Origin of the sequence: Maribacter sp. ACAM166, assembly GCF_005771495.1 — a bacterium.
Taxonomy (GTDB): Bacteria; Bacteroidota; Bacteroidia; order Flavobacteriales; family Flavobacteriaceae; genus Maribacter.
This window is the reverse complement of record NZ_VAUW01000045.1, coordinates 1-18,831: the sequence shown is the minus strand read 5'-3', so window position 1 is coordinate 18,831 and position 18,831 is coordinate 1. Positions and strand designations below refer to the sequence as shown.

At 37.9% G+C, this 18,831-nt stretch carries 14 protein-coding genes; 13 read left to right on the top strand and 1 reads right to left on the bottom strand.

Going from position 1 to position 18,831, the window contains the following annotated elements; all coding sequences use genetic code 11:
• Positions 1–167 precede the first annotated feature (167 nt).
• From ES765_RS18955 to ES765_RS18905, 11 genes are all read left to right on the top strand, one after another.
• On the top strand, positions 168–1,217 hold the full coding sequence (locus tag ES765_RS18955) for a sugar phosphate isomerase/epimerase family protein (RefSeq protein ID WP_138115917.1): 1,050 nt from the start codon (positions 168–170) through the stop codon (positions 1,215–1,217).
• A gap of 52 nt (positions 1,218–1,269) precedes the next feature.
• Positions 1,270–2,427 (top strand): Gfo/Idh/MocA family protein, encoded by a 1,158-nt coding sequence (locus tag ES765_RS18950; RefSeq protein ID WP_138115916.1) that lies wholly within the window; start codon positions 1,270–1,272, stop codon positions 2,425–2,427.
• Positions 2,428–2,514: 87 nt separating this feature from the next.
• Positions 2,515–3,624: a zinc-dependent alcohol dehydrogenase gene (locus tag ES765_RS18945; protein WP_138115915.1), complete on the top strand. Its 1,110-nt coding sequence runs from the start codon at positions 2,515–2,517 to the stop codon at positions 3,622–3,624.
• Positions 3,625–3,652: 28 nt separating this feature from the next.
• Positions 3,653–4,672: an NAD-dependent epimerase/dehydratase family protein gene (locus ES765_RS18940; protein ID WP_138115914.1), complete on the top strand. Its 1,020-nt coding sequence runs from the start codon at positions 3,653–3,655 to the stop codon at positions 4,670–4,672.
• Positions 4,669–5,643 (top strand): Gfo/Idh/MocA family protein, encoded by a 975-nt coding sequence (locus tag ES765_RS18935; protein ID WP_138115913.1) that lies wholly within the window; start codon positions 4,669–4,671, stop codon positions 5,641–5,643. Before ES765_RS18940 ends, ES765_RS18935 begins: the two co-directional genes overlap by 4 nt.
• 5 nt (positions 5,644–5,648) lie before the next feature.
• Positions 5,649–8,819 carry a PVC-type heme-binding CxxCH protein gene (locus tag ES765_RS18930; protein ID WP_138115912.1) on the top strand — a complete coding sequence of 1,057 codons (3,171 nt, stop codon included), beginning with the start codon at positions 5,649–5,651 and terminating at the stop codon, positions 8,817–8,819.
• A gap of 173 nt (positions 8,820–8,992) precedes the next feature.
• On the top strand, positions 8,993–9,328 hold the full coding sequence (locus ES765_RS18925; protein ID WP_138115911.1) for an L-rhamnose mutarotase: 336 nt from the start codon (positions 8,993–8,995) through the stop codon (positions 9,326–9,328).
• Positions 9,329–10,020: 692 nt separating this feature from the next.
• Positions 10,021–11,874: an arylsulfatase gene (locus ES765_RS18920; protein WP_138115910.1), complete on the top strand. Its 1,854-nt coding sequence runs from the start codon at positions 10,021–10,023 to the stop codon at positions 11,872–11,874.
• Positions 11,875–12,190: 316 nt separating this feature from the next.
• The gene (locus tag ES765_RS18915) at positions 12,191–13,744 is read left to right on the top strand and encodes a sulfatase-like hydrolase/transferase (protein ID WP_138115909.1); all 1,554 of its coding nucleotides are present in this window, start codon (positions 12,191–12,193) and stop codon (positions 13,742–13,744) included.
• Between the two features lie 81 nt (positions 13,745–13,825).
• Positions 13,826–14,107: a hypothetical protein gene (locus ES765_RS18910; RefSeq protein WP_138115908.1), complete on the top strand. Its 282-nt coding sequence runs from the start codon at positions 13,826–13,828 to the stop codon at positions 14,105–14,107.
• Positions 14,108–14,523: 416 nt separating this feature from the next.
• Entirely contained in the window at positions 14,524–15,531 is a 1,008-nt protein-coding gene (locus ES765_RS18905; RefSeq protein WP_138115907.1) for a zinc-binding alcohol dehydrogenase family protein, read from the top strand.
• Positions 15,532–15,770: 239 nt separating this feature from the next.
• Here the strand turns inward: ES765_RS18905 and ES765_RS23005 are convergent, their stop codons facing one another.
• Positions 15,771–15,959 carry a phage integrase SAM-like domain-containing protein gene (locus ES765_RS23005; protein ID WP_410504788.1) on the bottom strand — a complete coding sequence of 63 codons (189 nt, stop codon included), beginning with the start codon at positions 15,957–15,959 and terminating at the stop codon, positions 15,771–15,773.
• An 852-nt stretch (positions 15,960–16,811) separates the two neighbouring features.
• Between ES765_RS23005 and ES765_RS18900 the strand changes: the two genes are divergently transcribed.
• Complete coding sequence (locus ES765_RS18900; RefSeq protein ID WP_138115906.1) at positions 16,812–18,056, top strand: tyrosine-type recombinase/integrase; 1,245 nt, start codon at positions 16,812–16,814, stop codon at positions 18,054–18,056.
• Between the two features lie 2 nt (positions 18,057–18,058).
• Positions 18,059–18,709: a hypothetical protein gene (locus ES765_RS18895; protein WP_138115905.1), complete on the top strand. Its 651-nt coding sequence runs from the start codon at positions 18,059–18,061 to the stop codon at positions 18,707–18,709.
• Positions 18,710–18,831: the final 122 nt, after the last annotated feature.

The window sequence follows — 18,831 nt, the reverse complement described above, 5'->3', positions numbered from 1 at the left end:
TTGAATTTTAACTAAATTAAGGCAAAAAAGTACTACTATTTAATAAAATACAGGAAAATCAAAATTCTACCTAGGCTTACATTTGTTAGTGTACAAATTTGTTCTATGCGGTTTTTCTTATGTAGATAGGAATAGCCATAATAAAAGAAATTGATAAAATTTTAGTTATGCAAAAAAATAACTTTCCAAAATTACATAATGCCTCGTGGCCTGGAGTGGTCGGAAAAGGACCTGATTCTGAACCACCGATAGATATCGATACAATGATTGAACTTACTGCTAATGCTGAGGTTGACGGCATTAAATTTGACGGGTTTGATCTTTTTGTTGCCGATCCTCATTTAAATATTGATTCCAATGATGATGGAATCAAAGCTATTGCCGATAAGGCTCGCGCCAAAAATTTAGAAATAGGGAGCTTGGTGGCACCTATTTGGGCGGGTACTGGTGGCGGTTCCGCTATGGGTTCTGTTGAGGAGCGAAAGCAGTTTGTTTCACAAGTGCGTAAGGCCTCTGAAATTGGGAAAAAGTTACGTGATTTAGGAATTCGACCCAACGGGGTTATACGAATCGACTCTTCCGCCGACCCTAAAAGTTGGGCAAAAGACGAAGTTGGAAATACAAAATTAATAGCCCAAACCTTTCGTGAAGCTTGTGATGTTGCGGCCGATTATGGAGAATCGTTAGCGGCCGAAGGCGAAATCTGTTGGGGAGGTATGCAAGGTTGGAAAACAATGTTAAACACCCTAGAAGCTGTAAATAGGCCGAACATTGGATTTCAAGCGGATATGGCACACACATTATTATATTTACTAGGCTACAATAAGGTAGATGAACGAATTCTACCCAAAGATTTTGATTGGAACGATAGGGAAACTTTAACTGCTGGTCTTAAAGACATGACAGCTGCGCTTCGCCCATGGACTATAGATTTTCACGTGGCACAAAATGACGGAACAGTCTTTGGCGCAGGTTCCCACGATAAAACAGGAAGGCATTGCCAAGCTGCCGATCCAAATGGAAAATTAGATATTGCCGTCGATGCCGGTCATTGGTTAAGGGATGAAAACGGACTATTAACTAAGAAGTTTAAGCACATTTGTTGGGATGGTTGTATGTTCCCTAATGAAGTGATGATGAGGCCGAAGACATGGAATGATATTTTAGACACCATGATAAAAGTACGTGAGCTGCACGGATGGTACGAAGCGGAATGAAATTGTAAGGATTAAATGAGTAGTTAGGTCAGAAATTTGATTGTAAAATAAAATGAGCAATAAAAAGGAATTTAGAGTAGGATTGGTAGGGTATGGACTTATGGCGCGCGCGCATTCTAATGCCTATAAAAGAGTGGGAGATTTTTTTCCAGAACTAAACTTTAAACCAGTTTTAAAAGCGGTCTGCGCACGTAATAAGGAACGGGTCAAAGCTTTTGCCGAACAATGGGGTTATGAATCTATAGAAACCGATTGGCGAAAATTGATTGAACGTGATGATATCGATGCCATTGATATATGCACGCCAAATAATATGCATGCCGAGATTGCCATTGCAGCCGCCGAAGCAGGGAAAATGGTTCTTTGTGAAAAGCCATTGGCGAGAACTGTAGCAGAAGCTCAACCTATGGTCGATGCCATAGAAAAGGCAGGTGTTCCAAATACTGTCTATTTTAATTACAGGCGAATTCCGGCGGTTACTTTAGCAAAACAACTAATTGATTCGGGCAAATTGGGTAGAATTTTTCACTTTAGGTCTAATTTTTTACAAGATTGGACTATTAGCCCTGAACTTCCTCAAGGAGGGGAGGGACTTTGGCGTTTAGATAATGAAGCAGCGGGTTCAGGAGTAACAGGCGATTTATTGGCACATTGTATTGATACGGCTATGTGGTTGAATGGGGGCATTAAAGATGTTTCCGCAATGACAGAAACTTTTATCAAGGAAAGAGTTCATACAGGCACGGGAGAAAAACAAAAAGTGGATATCGATGATGCCTGCCTTTTCCACTGTCATTTTGATAATGGTTCATTAGGTATTTTCGAATCCACTCGATATGCAAGAGGTCATAAAGCTCTGTTCACCTTTGAAATTAATGGCGAGCATGCTTCGATAAAATGGAATTTACATGATTTATCTCGTTTGGAATATTTTGACCATAGAGACGAATCTATAGAACGTGGATGGCGCTCCATACATGTAACAGAGGGTGATCAGCCGTATATGGACAAGTGGTGGGTGCCGGGATTATCTATAGGATACGAGCACAGCTTTGTGCATCAAATAGCCGATTTCTTAAAGAGTTTAGAGGAAGGGAAGCCTTGTTCGCCAACTTTCCGTGAAGCACAAGAAACCCAAAAAGTCTGCGAAGCAGTACTAGAATCAGCCAAATCAAAAAGTTGGAAGGATACAGGGGTTCACTGGGGGTAAAGAGTTAGTAGGGTCCAGGAATAGTTTTGAACTTGTGCTTGGACTGATGAATCTAAAAATCTTCAGCGAACAACAAATAATTAAATGATGAGCGAAACAATAAGAGGCTTCTGTTTAGAAGGAAGAGAAAAAATTTATCCTAATGATGATAATGTTACTGCCAATACAGCTGTAGTAGATATTGATATTCCTAAATTGAAGGAAGGTGAAATTTTAGCCAAGACTTTGTATACGGGCATATGCGGTTCTGATAATAGTGCCTCCCTTGGAAAGGCGAATTTTGACTGGGTACAACGTCCGCGTATCATCGGGCATGAATTTAGCGCAGAGGTTCTCGAACTTGGGCCAGGCAACCATGGAGATATTAAAGTAGGAGACATATTTACGCCACTTGCGATGTTGGGCTGCCAAGATGAAGATTGTCCCGCTTGTAGTATGTCAAAATGGAACCTATGTCCCCAAAAACAAATTATTGGTTTTCATAGAAACGGGGGGTTTGGTCAACGTGTTATTTTAGAATCTGACCGTGTAGTTCCGTTAATGAATGGGTTAACCCCCTTACAGGGTGCTTTGGTAGAGCCTCTATCGATAATTACAAATGCGCTTTATAATAAATGTGATATTAAACCAGGTCAAGATGTTGTGGTTACAGGCTGTGGTATCATCGGGTTGATGTCAGCTGAAGTAGCACGAGCTGCTGGAGCACGAGTTATGGTGACAGGTATAGCACATGACCGAGATATTCGTTTGAAAAAAGCGAAAGAAAGAGGATTTATCACTTTGGAAGTTTCACCGGAAAACACCTTGACTTGCCAATTGCAAAATGGAATTACCGATGAAAAAGGTGTTCCTTTTGGGACTAATGGAAAAATAGATTTATTGATTGAATGTTCGGGAGTTCCTGCGGTACTGACCGAAGCAATTGGCGTGGTCCGTCCTGAAGGTGATATTTGTGTGATTGCTACATACGGAAAGGATGTACCTATCAATGCTACCCATTTGACAAGGACTTCTTTAAACTTGAGAGGTTCTATGGGGTCGTGCAGAGCGGATTATATGTCAGCAATGAAATTGATGGTCACAGGTGTGTTTCCTGCTGAACACTACACAGACCTATATGATTTTGAAAATGTGACCCAAGCTTTTGAAGATTCTATCAAGGCACAAAATATGAAGGCAGTAGTCAAAATGAATTAAATGGGAGGTTTCCCGGTAATAAGAAATAATGCATAAAATTTTTATAACAGGAGGGACAGGGTGTATCGGTTCCGTTACAATTTATAAACTATTACAGTCAGAGGAAGTTGGTGAAATAGTTATTGCCACACGCTCTAACAATGTAGACTCATTAAAATTATGGTTAGGAGAAGACTTAGATCCTAGACTCGAATTTGTGACTTTAGATGTTTCCAACTATGCTGAGATTGAGCGGGTTTTACTTGAGGTCAATCCAACGCATATTATTCACTTGGGTGCATACCAAAGTCCTGATTGTTCGTGGGATCATATTGGAGGTATGGAAATCAACACTGGTGGTACTATGGCGCTTTTTGATGCTGCCGAAAAACTTTCTAACTTGAAAAGGTTCGTGTTTGCAAGTTCAGCTGCGGTTTATGGCATGAGGTCAATGTACTCGCAAGAAATCATTCCCGAAGATGTTCCCCTAGCACCGCCCAACCATTACGGAATTTGGAAATTAGCAGGAGAACATGTAGCCCGTTTATTTTATGACAATACCAAAGTACCCACGATTTGTCTTCGACTTAACACAACGTATGGAAAAGGAAGAGATAAAGGAAAAACCTCAGCCCCGACGAATGCTTTAAAAGCAATTGCGATGGGTTCTATTTCTGGAGAAGTAATGCCCTTTGAAATGCCTTATCAGGGCAGAGAGAACTATCATTTTGTAGAAGATGTTGGGGCACAATTTGCAGCAGTGGCTATACAACCTTTCGATGGTTTTGAGTCATTTAATATTCAAGGAGAAACCATTCCGATAAAATCATTTTTAGATTTGGTAAAACAGGAGGCAGTGGCCTTGGATATGGGTGACTTTGTTGACCTTTCCATCTTAAAAAATGCGCCGCCCAATCTTTTTATCTGCGATTTGGACCATAAGAAAATAGCGAGCACTTTCAAAACGCTTCCACTTACCAATATTTCCGAAGGAATTCGAAAATCGATTTTAGAGTTTAAGAAGATGGCGGAAAAAGGAACCCTTGAATATTCAAAATCAACATCATGAAGACCATCGGAATTGGATTCATAGGAGCAGGCACAATCGCCAATCTGCATGCGGAGGCAATCAGTGATTTGGCGGGAGCCAAGTTGATCGGACTATGGAATCGCACGCCCGAAAAGGCAAAAGCTAAAGCCGAACAATTCGGTTGTAAGACCTATGTATCGGTCAAAGAACTACTCGCTGATGCTAGCATAGATGCTGTTTTCGTATTGACTAATATGCAAACGCATTGTGATTATACGATTCAAGCAGCGCAAGCGGGAAAACATGTGTTAGTAGAAAAGCCGGCTGCCTCGAATAGTACCGAATTGGAGCAAATGCAAAGGGCTATTCAAAAAGCGGGTGTGAAGTGTATGCCAGTACACAACTATGTTTACGAACCAGGAATTGAGCGTGCCAAGTCTATGATAGAAGCTGGCAAGCTGGGAGATATTGTACAGTTTTATATGATGTACAACATTCATCATGCCGATGAAATACGAGCGCGTTATCCAGGAGTTATTCGTCAAATTTTGACACATCACAGTTATACCATGTTGTATCTTGCCGGAGAACCGAAAACGGTTAGTTGCTTTGTGAACACAGTGGATAAGACGATTGCTCCACAGGAAAATGTTGCCATGGCAAATATTCAAATGAAAAATGGTACGCTAAGTCATCTTTGTGCCAGTTTTGCAAACGATGATCATGCTGGTGATCCTTGGACCTGTATCATTAAGGTAATCGGCACCAAAGGTAGCACCCGATATAGTTATCGGGATTTTGTGATTAACGATAGAAACGGTGCGCATTCGCAAACGTATCAGAATTATCCCGAATCTATTAAAAATACGGCTACACACTTTATTAATCACGTCGTGCGATTGGGCGAAGAACCTCTTTCAAGTTTGCAGGATGCAATTACTTGTCAAAACATAATTGAAGCTTGTGAACTGTCCGTTGAAAAAGGGATTCACGTTACTTTAAACAAATAGCAACCATGGATAAAATTGGAAAAATAATGAAAGGAATTATCGGAGCATTACTTTTGATGACCATACTGTTTACAGGGTGTAGCGAAAATAAAAAAGATGTGATTCAAGTGCATAAAGATGATCATGTCGTACTTATAGGAAATAATTTAGCGTCTCGAATGTTGAATTTCGGGCATTTTGAGACAGAGATGCACTTGCGTTATCCTGACAGTTCGTTGTTTATCCGGAATATGGCCGACCCAGGCAATACTCCGGGGTTTCGACCACATTCTTCCAGAGAGTTGCCTTGGGCCTTTCCTGGGGCGGAAAAATTTCATCAAAATGAGTTGGAAAATAAATCGGGAAGCATCGGTTTCTTTCCATCAGAAGATGAATGGTTGGCTAATTTGGGTGCAGATGTTATTCTCGCATTCTTCGGATATAATGAATCTTTTGAAGGTGAGGAGGGGTTGCAGAATTTTAAGGATGAACTTGAGGCGTTTATAGTACATACTCAGAAACAAAAGTATAATGGAAATGAATCCGCTGATTTGGTTTTAGTGTCGCCCATCGCTTTTGAAGATTTATCCTCGAAAATGGATTTACCGAATGGTATCGAAGAAAACAAAAACCTAAAATTATACGCAGAAGCTATGCGCAAAGTCGCTGCTGAAAATAAAGTTCTGTTCGTGGATGCTTTTACACCAAGCGGAGAATGGATGAATTCTGAAAGCGCGATTACCGCAGATGGATTTCAATTGAATGATTCAGGGTATCGAAAATTTGCCAACCTTCTGGCAGATGAGATTTTCGGAAAAGTAGCTATTTCGAACGAAGTGACCCGTGACGTAGTGCATGATGCGGTTATGGAAAAGAACTGGTTTTGGCACAATGAAATAAAACTCCCGAACGGTGTTCATGCTTGGGGCCGTCGTTATGATCCTTTTGGCTCTGACAACTATCCATTTGAGAAAGAGAAAATAAACCAAATGACCGCCATTCGTGATACGGCTATTTGGGAAACGGCTCAAGGTAAAAGCTTTGATTTGGCCGCAGCAGATGCAAAAACAAGAACGCTTCCTCCCGTAAAATCAAATTATGACGATGGTATGGGAAATGTTGAAGACGGGTATAAATATGGGCAAGAAGCTTTAGATAAAATTAAGGTTGCTCCTGGATACAAAATAGAACTCTTCGCTTCGGAAGAAGATTTTCCAGATTTAGCGAATCCGAATCAACTCTCTTTTGATAATAAAGGAAGGCTCTGGGTGGGAGTCATGCCATCCTATCCCCATTACAAACCTGGCGATAGTAAACCTCAAGACAAACTGATTATATTAGAGGATACGGACAAGGATGGCAAGGCAGACAAGCAAACGACTTTTGTTGATAATTTGAATTTAACTATTGGCTTTGAATTCGCTCCTGAAGGGGTCTATGTTTCCCAAGGAACGAATCTTGTGTTGCTAAAGGATACCGACGGCGATGATAAAGCCGATGAAAAAGAAATTATCTTAAGCGGATTCGATGACCACGATACCCATCATACTGCTGGGGCTTTTGCGGCCGATCCCTCAGGGGCAATTTACATGGGTGAAGGTGTGTTTTTGCACACCAATGTTGAAACTGCTTATGGCCCTGTTCGTGCAACTAATGGAGGTTTTTATCGCTACAGTCCCCAAAGACATCATTTAGAACGAACAGCGCAACTTCCTATTCCCAATCCATGGGGTATTGCCTTTGATGATTGGGGGCAACCCTTTTTCGCTCATACCTCTGGGCCTGATATGACTTGGATGACACCGGGAACGATTAAATCACGTTATGGGCAAGCCAACCCATTACCTGAAAACTTGATACAGGAAGAACATCGTGTAAGACCGACTTCGGGACTTGAATTTATTTCAAGTCGTCATTTTCCCGATGAAGTTCAAGGAGATTTAATTATAAATAATACTATTGGTTTCTTAGGCACCAAGCAACATACAATGGTCGATGACCCTAATAGTTCGGGTTATGTGAGCAAGCATCGGCAAGATTTGGTTACCTCCACTGACACCAATTTTAGACCTGTAGATATGGAGTTTGCTCCTGACGGTTCGTTGTATTTAATTGATTGGCATAATGTTTTGGTCGGCCATATGCAGCACAATGCCAGAGACCCTTTACGTGACCATGTGCACGGGCGGATTTATAGAATCACATATCCATCACGACCTTTGGTTGAACCAGCAAAAGTAGTAGATGCAAGTATTGAAGAATTGCTAGATAATTTAAAACTTCACGAATTTAGAACACGATATCGAACCAAAAGAGAATTACGAGCTAGAGATTTTGAAACAGTGTTATCGAAGCTTGGAGAATGGGTGAATACTTTGGATAAAAATGATTTACAATATGAGCACCATCTTTTGGAAGCCCTTTGGGTTACTTGGGGGTTAGACCAAGTAGATAACGATTTGTTGAATCAACTTTTAAAAGCTAAGGACTTTAGGGCACGTGCAGCTGCAGTCAAAGTATTGCGGTATTCGGGTCATCAAATCGATAACCAAGTAGATCTGTTAATGGCTGCTGCTGGAGATGAAAATCCACGTGTACGTTTAGAAGCGTTTGTGACGGCTTCATGGCTCGACAAAGAAAATGGCTTGCGCATCTTAGAAGTGGCAGGGAATATGCCACTAGACAGTTGGATGGAAAAACCATTTGAAGCCGCAATGGCCCATATTCAAGGTGTAAATATGGGACAGGACCCTGAGGGGGGTACAAAAACGGATTTGGAAGGTGCCTCGAAAAAATTGTTTGTTAGTGGTGAACAAATCTATAACCGTGAAGGCTTCTGCGTAACCTGCCATCAACCCGACGGCAAGGGATTGAGTGCTTCTCAATTTCCGCCTTTGGCAAAATCACTATGGGTGACAGGAAGTGAAGAAAGACTCATTAAACTAACCTTACACGGACTTATGGGGCCTTTAGAATTGATGGGGAAGACCTATCCTGGTCAAGTGCCCATGACTCCATTTGGAGGTATGCTCAACGATACCGAGGTGGCATCCGTTTTAACTTTTGTACGTAATACTTTTGGTAATAAAGCTACTGCAATCACTCCTGAAATGGTCAAAGAAGTTAGAGAAAGTACTAAAGATAAAGAAGGGTTCTATAAGCCTGCCGAGTTATTGCTCCAACATCCTATGGAATAGGGCCGAAGGTTTTAAAACCGAACATTTCAAAGGGCAATTAAGATATAAGAGAGTGAAGTGTATTGCGTTTACAAGCAGAATGAAGGAAAGTGCTATGGAGTCTTTGAGGGATGTTTGGCCCTATGGCAAAGAATATTTAAACTAAGTATAATATAATTTAATAAAAAAGATAAATGAGAAGGCATTGCTTAACGCTCGATTTAAAAGATGACCCCTCTTTAATTGCCAAATATGAGGTGTACCACAAAAGTGTCTGGCCCGAAGTTTTAAATAGTCTTAGGGATTCGGGAATTATGAAGATGGAAATATACCGGATTGAAAATAGACTTTTTATGATCATAGAAGTAAATGAAGATTTCTCCTTTGAAAAGAAAAGTGAAATGGACGCAAAGAACCCTCGGGTTCAAGATTGGGAGGTGTTAATGTGGCATTATCAAAAAGCTTTGCCATTCGCCAAACCAGGTGAAAAATGGTTGCCCATGCATAAGATTTTTAATTTCGGCGCTTAGTTTAAATAGGAGATAAAGTATATAATAGATAATAAAATTATGCTATTTCAGTACGGTTCTTAAACGGTGCTTTCTATTCTTATAGAAACATACCTTGAATAGACGCTGGAAGTATGCGATGAAAATTTATATATGTCGAGTTCCCTATATTTAATTAGATCTAGCAGGAAGTTGATGACCTTGTGGAGGCCATACGTGAATATCGATTTTGTCTTTCTGCCATGTTTTGATTTTTTTTGAACATCAATAATACAAGTGCCAATCGAAAGAATAGAATGAAATAGCTTAATGGTGATTTTGGACTGAGCAATTTTGTTTGAAATAGTTTTGGGTCACAGAATCTTCTTTTAGGTCTATTTTGGTAGCCTAGTAATCGAATGAGTTTATTTAGGTATATTGACTTGAACTGTCATAATTGGGCCACTTTGAAAACATTAAAAATTTAATGTTTTGCGTCGACCGAGTGGATGGTAAACCATGCTAATAAAAAGATTTTGGGGATTGCTTTGAAAACAAAAAAAGAGAATAGATAGATGGTTTCTATGGTCAAATAAGCGATTTGAATCCACTCTCTTCGGTTATTCTAATGAAAAATTCTGGGTTCATCTCTCTTTTGGATAGGAGTGAAATTCTTTGCATAGCAGGATTTTGATAAAAAGTAGTAACCATAAATAAATCAAACTATTTAGGAAATGATTTTGAAATTGTTGCATACAAAAATAATAGATATAAAAAATGGGGATAATCTTCCATTAGATGCTCGTAATTCTCTAAAATTTGGTTTAGGATTTTGGTTGTTTTTTGTATCTCATTTGGTTTTAATTGCCCAAAGCACTGACAAAACTAAACCCAACGTTATCATAGTAATTACCGATGATCAAGGTATGGGGGATTTGGGCTCTTCTGGGAATCCATATATCAAGACGCCTAACCTCGATGAATTTTATAACGAATCCGTCCGCTTAACCAATTTTCATGTGTCCACCACTTGTGCTCCTACCCGTGGAGCTATTATGACGGGTAGGCACACTAACAGAATAAATGTTTTTCATACTATAGCGGGTCGGTCCTTACTTTTTGAAGATGAGGTTATTTTGCCCCAGATATTGGCTCAAAACGGCTACACCAATGGTATGTTCGGAAAATGGCATTTGGGAGATAATTATCCATACCGACCCGAAGATAGGGGATTCCATGAAGTTGTTCGTCATGGTGGTGGTGGAATCACTCAAGGGCCAGATTATTGGGGCAATGATTATTTTGATGATACATATTGGCACAATAGTCAAATTCAAAAATACAAGGGTTACTGCACTGATGTTTTCTTTTCAGAGGCAATTAGTTTTATAGAAGAAAACAAAAACGAACCTTTTTTCTGTTATATCTCTACCAATGCGCCCCATGGTCCTTTAAACCTTCCCAAGGAATATTTGGATATGTATAAGAACGTTAAAGGCCTTGAAGAGCAGTATCAACGCTTTTATGGGATGATAACCAATATCGATGATAATTTTAAGTTGTTACAAAACAAATTGGATGATTTAAAGATAGCGGACAACACCATCTTGATTTTTATGACGGACAACGGTACCGCTAGTGGAAATAAAGTTTACGATGCTGGTTTAAGGGGGGCAAAAGGAAGTGAATATGAAGGTGGCCACAGAGTGCCCCTCTTTATTCGCTGGCCAGACGGACAACTTACCGGTGGCAAGGACATAGACAAACTGGCTGCAGCTTACGACCTTTTACCAACATTTGTAGATCTTTTAGCACTCGATTTTAATCCGGTGAAACCCTTGGATGGAAAAAGTTTGAAACCATTGCTTTATAATCAAGGGGCTGATTGGCCTAATCGAATACTCTATATAGATACCCAAAGGCTCCAAAACTTAGTAAAATACAGGAAATACTCGGTCATGGATGACAATTGGAGGTTTGTAAACGGTACAGAACTCTATAATATGAACGATGATCGTAGTCAGACTAAAAATATTATCGGTCAACATCCGGAAGTGGTGGAAAAACTGGCATTGGGTTATGAAAAATGGTGGCAGTCATTTATGGATGAAGGTGTCAACGAACGATATGCCTATATTAAAGTTGGGACGGCACATGAAAATCCGAGCCGCATTTCCGCTCATGACATGTTAACTGGTAAATTTGGCAGCATGTGGCATCAATATGGAGCTGTTCGTGCTACCCAAGCTTCCGGAAGGTGGAAAATAGAATTTGTGGAAGATGGGGATTATGAAATTAGCCTATGTAGATTCCCAAGGGAAAGTGGGTTGGCCATAAATGAAATTTTTCCTGCTCAGGAAAAAATTGTGAAGTTGGACAAGACTATGCCTGCTAGTGTAAAAAATGATTTTGAAAAGGCCTATTTATATGTTGCGGACGTGGATCAAAACGCCAAAATTGAAAAGGGACAAAAGGAGGTTTCCTTTACGGCCAAGATTGCTGCCGGTAAATATGATATGGAGGCACAGCTTATAGATAAGGATAACAGGGTGCACCCTGCTTACTATGTCTATATCGAAAAACTTTAGAATATCTCTTTACTAAGAATGGTGTTTTTTAGAAATAACAAATAAGAGAATATGGATTACCCTTGAAAATTCAAAAAATATTAGGATGATTTTCTGCTTTATAATGTTCGGAACGATATTGGCTAATTACTGCCCTAGCAGAGGAGCATGCTAAAAGGTATAACGTTATGGTCTCGTGTTGGAACCAAAGGAAGGACTCCTAGAAAAGCAGTGCACAAGGAAAGGATTATTGATTAATGTGATGTGATGGGCCAATGTAGTTACACCATTGTTGAAAAGAAGAATTGAATTTTATAACAAGACCAAAATTATATTTATGAGAATACGTCAATTTATGCCACTACTTGTAATCGTGTTGCTTGGGTCATGTACTTCTAAGGTGCCAGAAAAGGACGACCAGGCATTAGATAAGCCTAATTTTGTTTTCTTGTTCGCAGACGATCAGACCTTTGAAAGTGTGAGGGCTTTAGGGTTTGATGAAGTTTATACTCCTAATTTAGATCGCTTGGTCAATGCAGGCACTTCTTTTACCCATGCCTACAATATGGGAGGTTGGAACGGGGCCATATGTGTTGCATCTCGGGCAATGATCATTTCGGGTTCCTATATTTGGAATGCACAAGAACAAAGCGAATTATGGTCCAAGGGGGATTCGACTGCATTGAACCACACATGGAGTAAATTGCTCCAAAAGCAGGGTTATGATACCTATATGACGGGTAAATGGCATGTGCAGGCGCCGGCGAAAACCATATTTAATGATGCCCGACATGTGCGTCCTGGCATGCCTGGGGATAGAAGAGATGAACTTAGTGATGCTATTAAAAAATGGAAAGATGAATCTGGCGATATGATAGATTGGAACGACTATATGCCTTTAGGCTATGGTCGCCCCACTGGTCCGGATGACACAGAGTGGTCGCCTACGGACACCCTACAAGGTGGCTTTTGGGAAGGTGGAAAGCATTGGAGCGAAGTGGTGCGTGATGATGCCTTGTCTTTTTTGGAGACGGCCAAGCAAAAGGACGATCCCTTCTTCATGTACCTTGCCTTTAACGCCACCCACGACCCAAGACAGGCACCCCAAAGGTTTCTGGATATGTATCCAATAGAAAAAATAAAGGTTCCTGATAATTTTTTGCCAGAATATCCATGGAAGGATGATATAGGTAATCCTCCTGATCTTAGGGACGAGGCACTAGCCCCATTTCCAAGAACGGAATATGCTGTGAAGGTACACCGTCAGGAATATTATGCCCTCTTAAGTCATATGGACGAGCAGATTGGTATTGTTCTGGACTCTTTGGAAGCTTCAGGAAAAATGGATAATACATATATCTTTTTCGGTGCGGATCATGGACTTTCGGTAGGCCACCACGGGCTGATTGGAAAACAAAGTATGTTCGACCATAGCGTTCGTGTACCAATGATGGTCGTTGGCCCAGGTATTCCCAAAGGCAAACTCTTGAATCAAGATGTCTATTTGCAGGATATAATGGCTACTACACTAGAGTTGGCATCGGTAGAGAAGCCTGATTATGTGCAGTTTAATAGTTTTATGGATATCATTAAGGGAACAAGAAAGGAAAGTCATTACAACGGAGTTTACGGCGCCTATATGGATGTACAGCGCATGTTGCGTAAAGATGGGTTTAAACTTTTAATTTATCCAAAGATAGATAAGGTGCTTTTGTTCGATATGGAAAGAGATCCCAACGAAATGAACGATCTGGCTAATAATCCAGAATACTCGAAAAAGGTCAAAATGCTGTTTGCGGACTTACTGGAACTTCAAAAAACAATGAACGATAAGTTGGAACTTGGTAAGCTCTATAATAAAATGTTCAAAATAAAGGAGGATAATAATTGATGTTGATAAACTAAATTTTTGCTGGCGCCATTGTTTTGATATTTGCTTGTGACGGCTTTGTGGCTCTACAAATAGAATGGTTTGCGCATCTTAGAAGTGGCAGGGGATATACCATTAGACAGTTGGATGGAAAAACCATTTGAAACCGCACTGGCCTATATTCAGGGTGTAAATGTTGGGCAGAATACTGAGGGCGGCACAAAAATAGATTTGGAAGGTGCTGCGAAAAAATTATTTGTTAATGGAGAAAAAATCTATAACTGTGAAGTCTTCTGCGTAAGCTGCCATCAAACCAACGGCAAGGGGTTGAGTACTTCTCAATTACCGCCTTTGGCAAAATCACCATGGGTAAACAGCATTTAAAAGATGAATTTTATCTTGACAAGACATTTACAAACAAGACCCATGCAACAAGAGCGACCAAAAACGTAATCAAATTGTACAACTAAATAGCAAAAGGACATAGTATTCACAGACAAGTATACCTCCTATGGTGACATGACCACACCCTTATCCTTATTTGGGGAATATACATCAGTGAAAAATCGACAGGGCAATCGATTAAGGAAACACTCTAATGGGTACATATTAGAATAATTGATTCCAAAAGGTACCTCGTGGAACATATCGTAAGATTAAGGAAGAGCATATGCAGCTATACCTGAACGAGTTAGAGTACAATCCCGATAGAAGGTGTTACGGGGAAATATTTTCGAAAAGCTAGTAATAGTTTACATTACAAGTACTGGACATTAAAATGATACACAAAAAAATAACCTATGAAATATATTGTATGTGAAAAACCTGGTTTGTTAAGGTTGAAAAACAAGGATAGACCAAAGTTTAGAAAGGGTTTTGCTCTGGTTAAAATTCTTAGAGTTGGTATCTGCGGAACCGATTTGCATGCCTATTCAGGGAATCAAGCTTTTTTTAATTATCCAAGAATTCTAGGCCACGAACTAGCAGCACAAATTTTGGAAATTGAAGATAACAAGATGAATATTAAGAAAGGGGATCAAGTGGTAATCATGCCTTATATGAGTTGTGGCGAATGTGTAGCTTGTGAAAATGGAAAAACGAATTGCTGTGCTAATATTAAGGTAATTGGGGTACATGAAGATGGCGGAATGCAAGAAGAAATTCTTGTAAGGGAAGATTTGCTTTTAAAATCGAATCATTTGACTTTCGAACAAATGGCCATTGTAGAACCCTTGGCTATCGGGGCGCATGCGATTAGAAGAGCAGGACTCGAAAAAAACGAAAAAATAGTTGTAGTTGGAAGTGGACCTATAGGTATAGGGATTGCTAAACTTGCGCAAATAGCCGGAGCTGAGGTTATTATGTTGGATATAAACGATTATAGATTAGAATATGCAAAGAAAGAATTAGGAGTGCCTTATGTGGTGAACGTTAAAAATAATCCAGTAGAAAAAGTTAAGGAGATAACGAATGGAGCTTTAGCTACAGTTGTTTTTGATGCTACAGGCAGTAAAGGAGCTCTGGAAAGTGGAATTAAATTTATGGCTCATGGTGGTCGTTATGTTTTAGTGGGCTTATCAAAAGGAGACCTTGTTTTTCAACACCCTGATATACACGCAAAAGAAAGTAGTATTTTATGTAGTAGGAATGCAACGATTGAAGATTTTGAAAAAGTGATGAGTATTATAGATCAGTTCCCAACAGATTCTTTTGTGACTCATCAGGTAGCTATTGAAGACATAGCTATCCATTTTGATAGCTGGGTGAATCCTGATAATAAAGTTATTAAAGCCATGGTTTATTTTTAAATAGGTATGCAGAACAAACAAGTTTTGGCTTTTTATGAATAATTACTCTGGTTATCTAATCCAATGTTAAATTTATAATAAGACTATATAACAACTGAAAATAAAAAGATTTCTTAACCGTTCTAGTCGCTTTATTTCAAATTTTGAAGCTCCATATCACGTAATTCATATGTAGACAAAAATTATATCTTTCTCTCGTCATAAGTAGGTTTCCATCTGACAAAAATATTTTCATCTATTCATTCCATATGATATGCTAAGGTTACAATTTTACTCAACCTTTTTATATGCTTCATAATTGTATTTTGACTTATGCCTCTTGGATCATCTTTGAGCCAGTAATTCGCTAGATAACTTTTAAAATCGTATATATATTTGTGATTAAGTTTTTTAAGAAAGATGATAGTAGTTTTTTTCTCTTTAGTTATACACTTGATTATATAGTTTTATGTAATACTGAAGTTTTTAATAGAACCTACAGTAAGCGTATTTGAAATTTTATTGTTGTGATACTTTATAAGCTCTAAAAGTGTTTTTGAGTCGTTATTGTGGCCTAAATAAATAGCCTTAATTAATTGTGAAGTAATCAACTCTTTTTTGTATTCCAATTTTTGATTACATAGGACTCGTTGTGCATGTACTTGTTCTAAATAGAGGCTTAGTCTTCTCGAATTCTCCTTATTGCCTTTTGCTCGCTGTCTTTCGTTGTCTCAAGAACGAACATCTGCTTTAAATTTAAGACTTATTGTTGCTCTTTTACCTTCTACAGTAATTCTTAAAAAATGGTTGCTAAATGATTTTTTTCACGTGAAGGAGTAATCCGAAATAGGATTGAATATGTACTTGAAGTACGCATAGTTGCCGTCTTTTAATTAAACAATTATTAGAGACGAAAGTCAAATCAACTATACTTTTAAAATATTGTTAGTTTTACGTAATCGACAGCATTTGCTGTCGATTTGTTGCCAATTCATATTAAATCAATTTATTTCATATGATGTTATAAAACCAATAAACCCTGCAAATCATAAAATTTGCAGGGTTTTGACTCTATAAGTGAGTTAAACTTGTGACCTCGACTGGATTCAAACCAGTAACCTCTTGAGCCGTAATCAATAAACGATGTGTATTCTCACTACCTCATTATTATATGTTTACTGTGTTAATCAACGTTATATCTGTTATTGTATGTCTTTGACTAATGGGTGTTATTAGTTTATTCTGTGTATATTTCTGCAAATATTCTGCAAGAGGTCTACATTTGCAGAAACTAATTAGTTATGAGCTATAATATTTCTATACGATTAGATAAACGAAGAAAAAAAGAAACTGGAATGTATCCAGTAAAGCTTAGAGTATATAGTAAGGCAAGTAGAAAAGAAAAATGGTACGGTCTCGATATTGACTTATTAGAGAAAGATTATACATCAATTTGGCTTAATCCAAAGAATAAAAATCTTAGAGGTTCTAATAATGAATTACGTTTAAAACTTCAATCCATTGAAAACAGAGCTAATGATGTAGCTAAATCTATAGAGATTTTTGACTTTACGAAATTTGAATTTAGATTATTTAGAAAAACTTCAGATAAAAATAATGTTCAATATCATTTTAATCTCGCTATTGAAAAAAATATCAAAGACAAAAAAATTAATACAGCAGAAAGTTTTAAATACACTTTAAATTCTCTTATAAATTTTAGTGAGAAAATAAAGAAATGCCCAGTAGAAAAACTAAGGTTTCAAGAAATAACAATTGACTGGTTAAAGGACTACGAACGATATATGCTTGATGAAGGAAAAAGCTATACAACAGTTTCTATTTACACTAGAACTTTAAGAGTCATCTTTAACAACGCTATCGAAGTCAATGATTTAAATAGTGAACATTATCCATTTGGTAAAAACAAATACCAAATACCACGGACTAAAAAAGTCAAAAAGGCTCTAACCTCAATTCAACTAAAAATGCTTTTTGAAGCTAGACCAATGAGTTTTAATGAAGAAAAATCAAAAGATTTTTGGTTTTTTAGTTTTGCGTGTAATGGGATAAACCCCAAAGATATTGCACTTTTAAAATACTCTGATATTAAAGAAGATAAATTCACGTATTACAGAGCTAAGACCTTTGATAAAACAGCAGAAAAAACCAAAATCATTATTTATTTAACGGATTTTACGAAAGATATTATTCAAAAGTATGGGAATAAAGATAGAGAAGGTTTTGTCTTTGATATTATTAGTAAACATGATGATATAATAGAACAGCACAAGAAAATAAAAAACTTTACGCGCTACGTAAATGACCACATTAAAAGAATAGCAATAGCAAACGATTTACCAAAAGATATAAGTTTCTATTATGCTAGACATAGTTTTGCTACCAATTCTTTACGCAAAGGTGCTAGTATGGAATTTATAAGTGAAGCATTAAACCATAGTGACCTTAGTGTTACTAAAAATTACTTTGCAGGTTTTGAAGATGAAGCTAAAAAGGAATTTGCTAACTCTATAATGGATTTTTAAATATGCTAAACATAAATATTTATAATGAGTTGCTTTCTGTTTTTGCTAACATGAATCCATTAAATATTCCTGAAAAATTAGAAGAATTTTTGAAGCATCCAGCTTTTATTGAGGATAAAATTCATTTACAATTAATCCAGGATTATTTAGACGATGAGGAAATTTATAATCAGAGAGTAGAGAGGTATCATACAATTATACAAACTTTAGACAATGGTAATGAGTATTTAGAATTAGAACCTATTTTCATCTTCATATCTTTAGATTTATTTATTTATTACTCGATACTTAATAGTAAGGAAAAAAAAGTATTGCTTATTAAAATTCTAGATGTTTTAGACAGAGAAAACAATAATAAAGTTGACTTTGATAAATACATAGAAGTACAAGAGTTTCTACTGAGCTACAGATTGTTTATTCATAATCAATTACTTGATTCAGATACTGACCACCTTAAAAATTTAGAAACAGTCAATGAGCTTGTTAACGGTCTGACAAATCACGAATATAGTTTTGGAAATTTAGACGAATCGTGTTTGAAATTAGTCAGAACTAATAAGAATTTTTATTCTGAAAAAAGAGAATATTGTAGGCTTCCCCATAATGTAGGCTTCCCCATAAGTGTAGGCTTCCCCGTCTTAGGACACGTCTAAATTCGATAAATAATTATTATTTAGGTCAGGTTTGATGAAGAATTTAAATTCTTCATCAAACCTGGGCATACACTCTTTAGGTGATTTATTACCTAAAGATTTATGTGGGTGGTTGAAGTTAT

Bases quoted from the DNA above. Each gene is read 5' to 3' on its own strand.
- ES765_RS18900 (WP_138115906.1), top strand. From the start codon at position 16,812: ATGAGCTATAATATTTCTATACGATTAGATAAACGAAGAAAAAAAGAA.
- ES765_RS18955 (WP_138115917.1), top strand. From the start codon at position 168: ATGCAAAAAAATAACTTTCCAAAATTACATAATGCCTCGTGGCCTGGA.
- ES765_RS18905 (WP_138115907.1), top strand. From the start codon at position 14,524: ATGAAATATATTGTATGTGAAAAACCTGGTTTGTTAAGGTTGAAAAAC.
- ES765_RS18915 (WP_138115909.1), top strand. From the start codon at position 12,191: ATGAGAATACGTCAATTTATGCCACTACTTGTAATCGTGTTGCTTGGG.
- ES765_RS18925 (WP_138115911.1), top strand. From the start codon at position 8,993: ATGAGAAGGCATTGCTTAACGCTCGATTTAAAAGATGACCCCTCTTTA.
- ES765_RS18895 (WP_138115905.1), top strand. From the start codon at position 18,059: ATGCTAAACATAAATATTTATAATGAGTTGCTTTCTGTTTTTGCTAAC.
- ES765_RS18940 (WP_138115914.1), top strand. From the start codon at position 3,653: ATGCATAAAATTTTTATAACAGGAGGGACAGGGTGTATCGGTTCCGTT.
- ES765_RS18920 (WP_138115910.1), top strand. From the start codon at position 10,021: ATGATTTTGAAATTGTTGCATACAAAAATAATAGATATAAAAAATGGG.
- ES765_RS18945 (WP_138115915.1), top strand. From the start codon at position 2,515: ATGAGCGAAACAATAAGAGGCTTCTGTTTAGAAGGAAGAGAAAAAATT.
- ES765_RS18950 (WP_138115916.1), top strand. From the start codon at position 1,270: ATGAGCAATAAAAAGGAATTTAGAGTAGGATTGGTAGGGTATGGACTT.
- ES765_RS18935 (WP_138115913.1), top strand. From the start codon at position 4,669: ATGAAGACCATCGGAATTGGATTCATAGGAGCAGGCACAATCGCCAAT.
- ES765_RS18930 (WP_138115912.1), top strand. From the start codon at position 5,649: ATGGATAAAATTGGAAAAATAATGAAAGGAATTATCGGAGCATTACTT.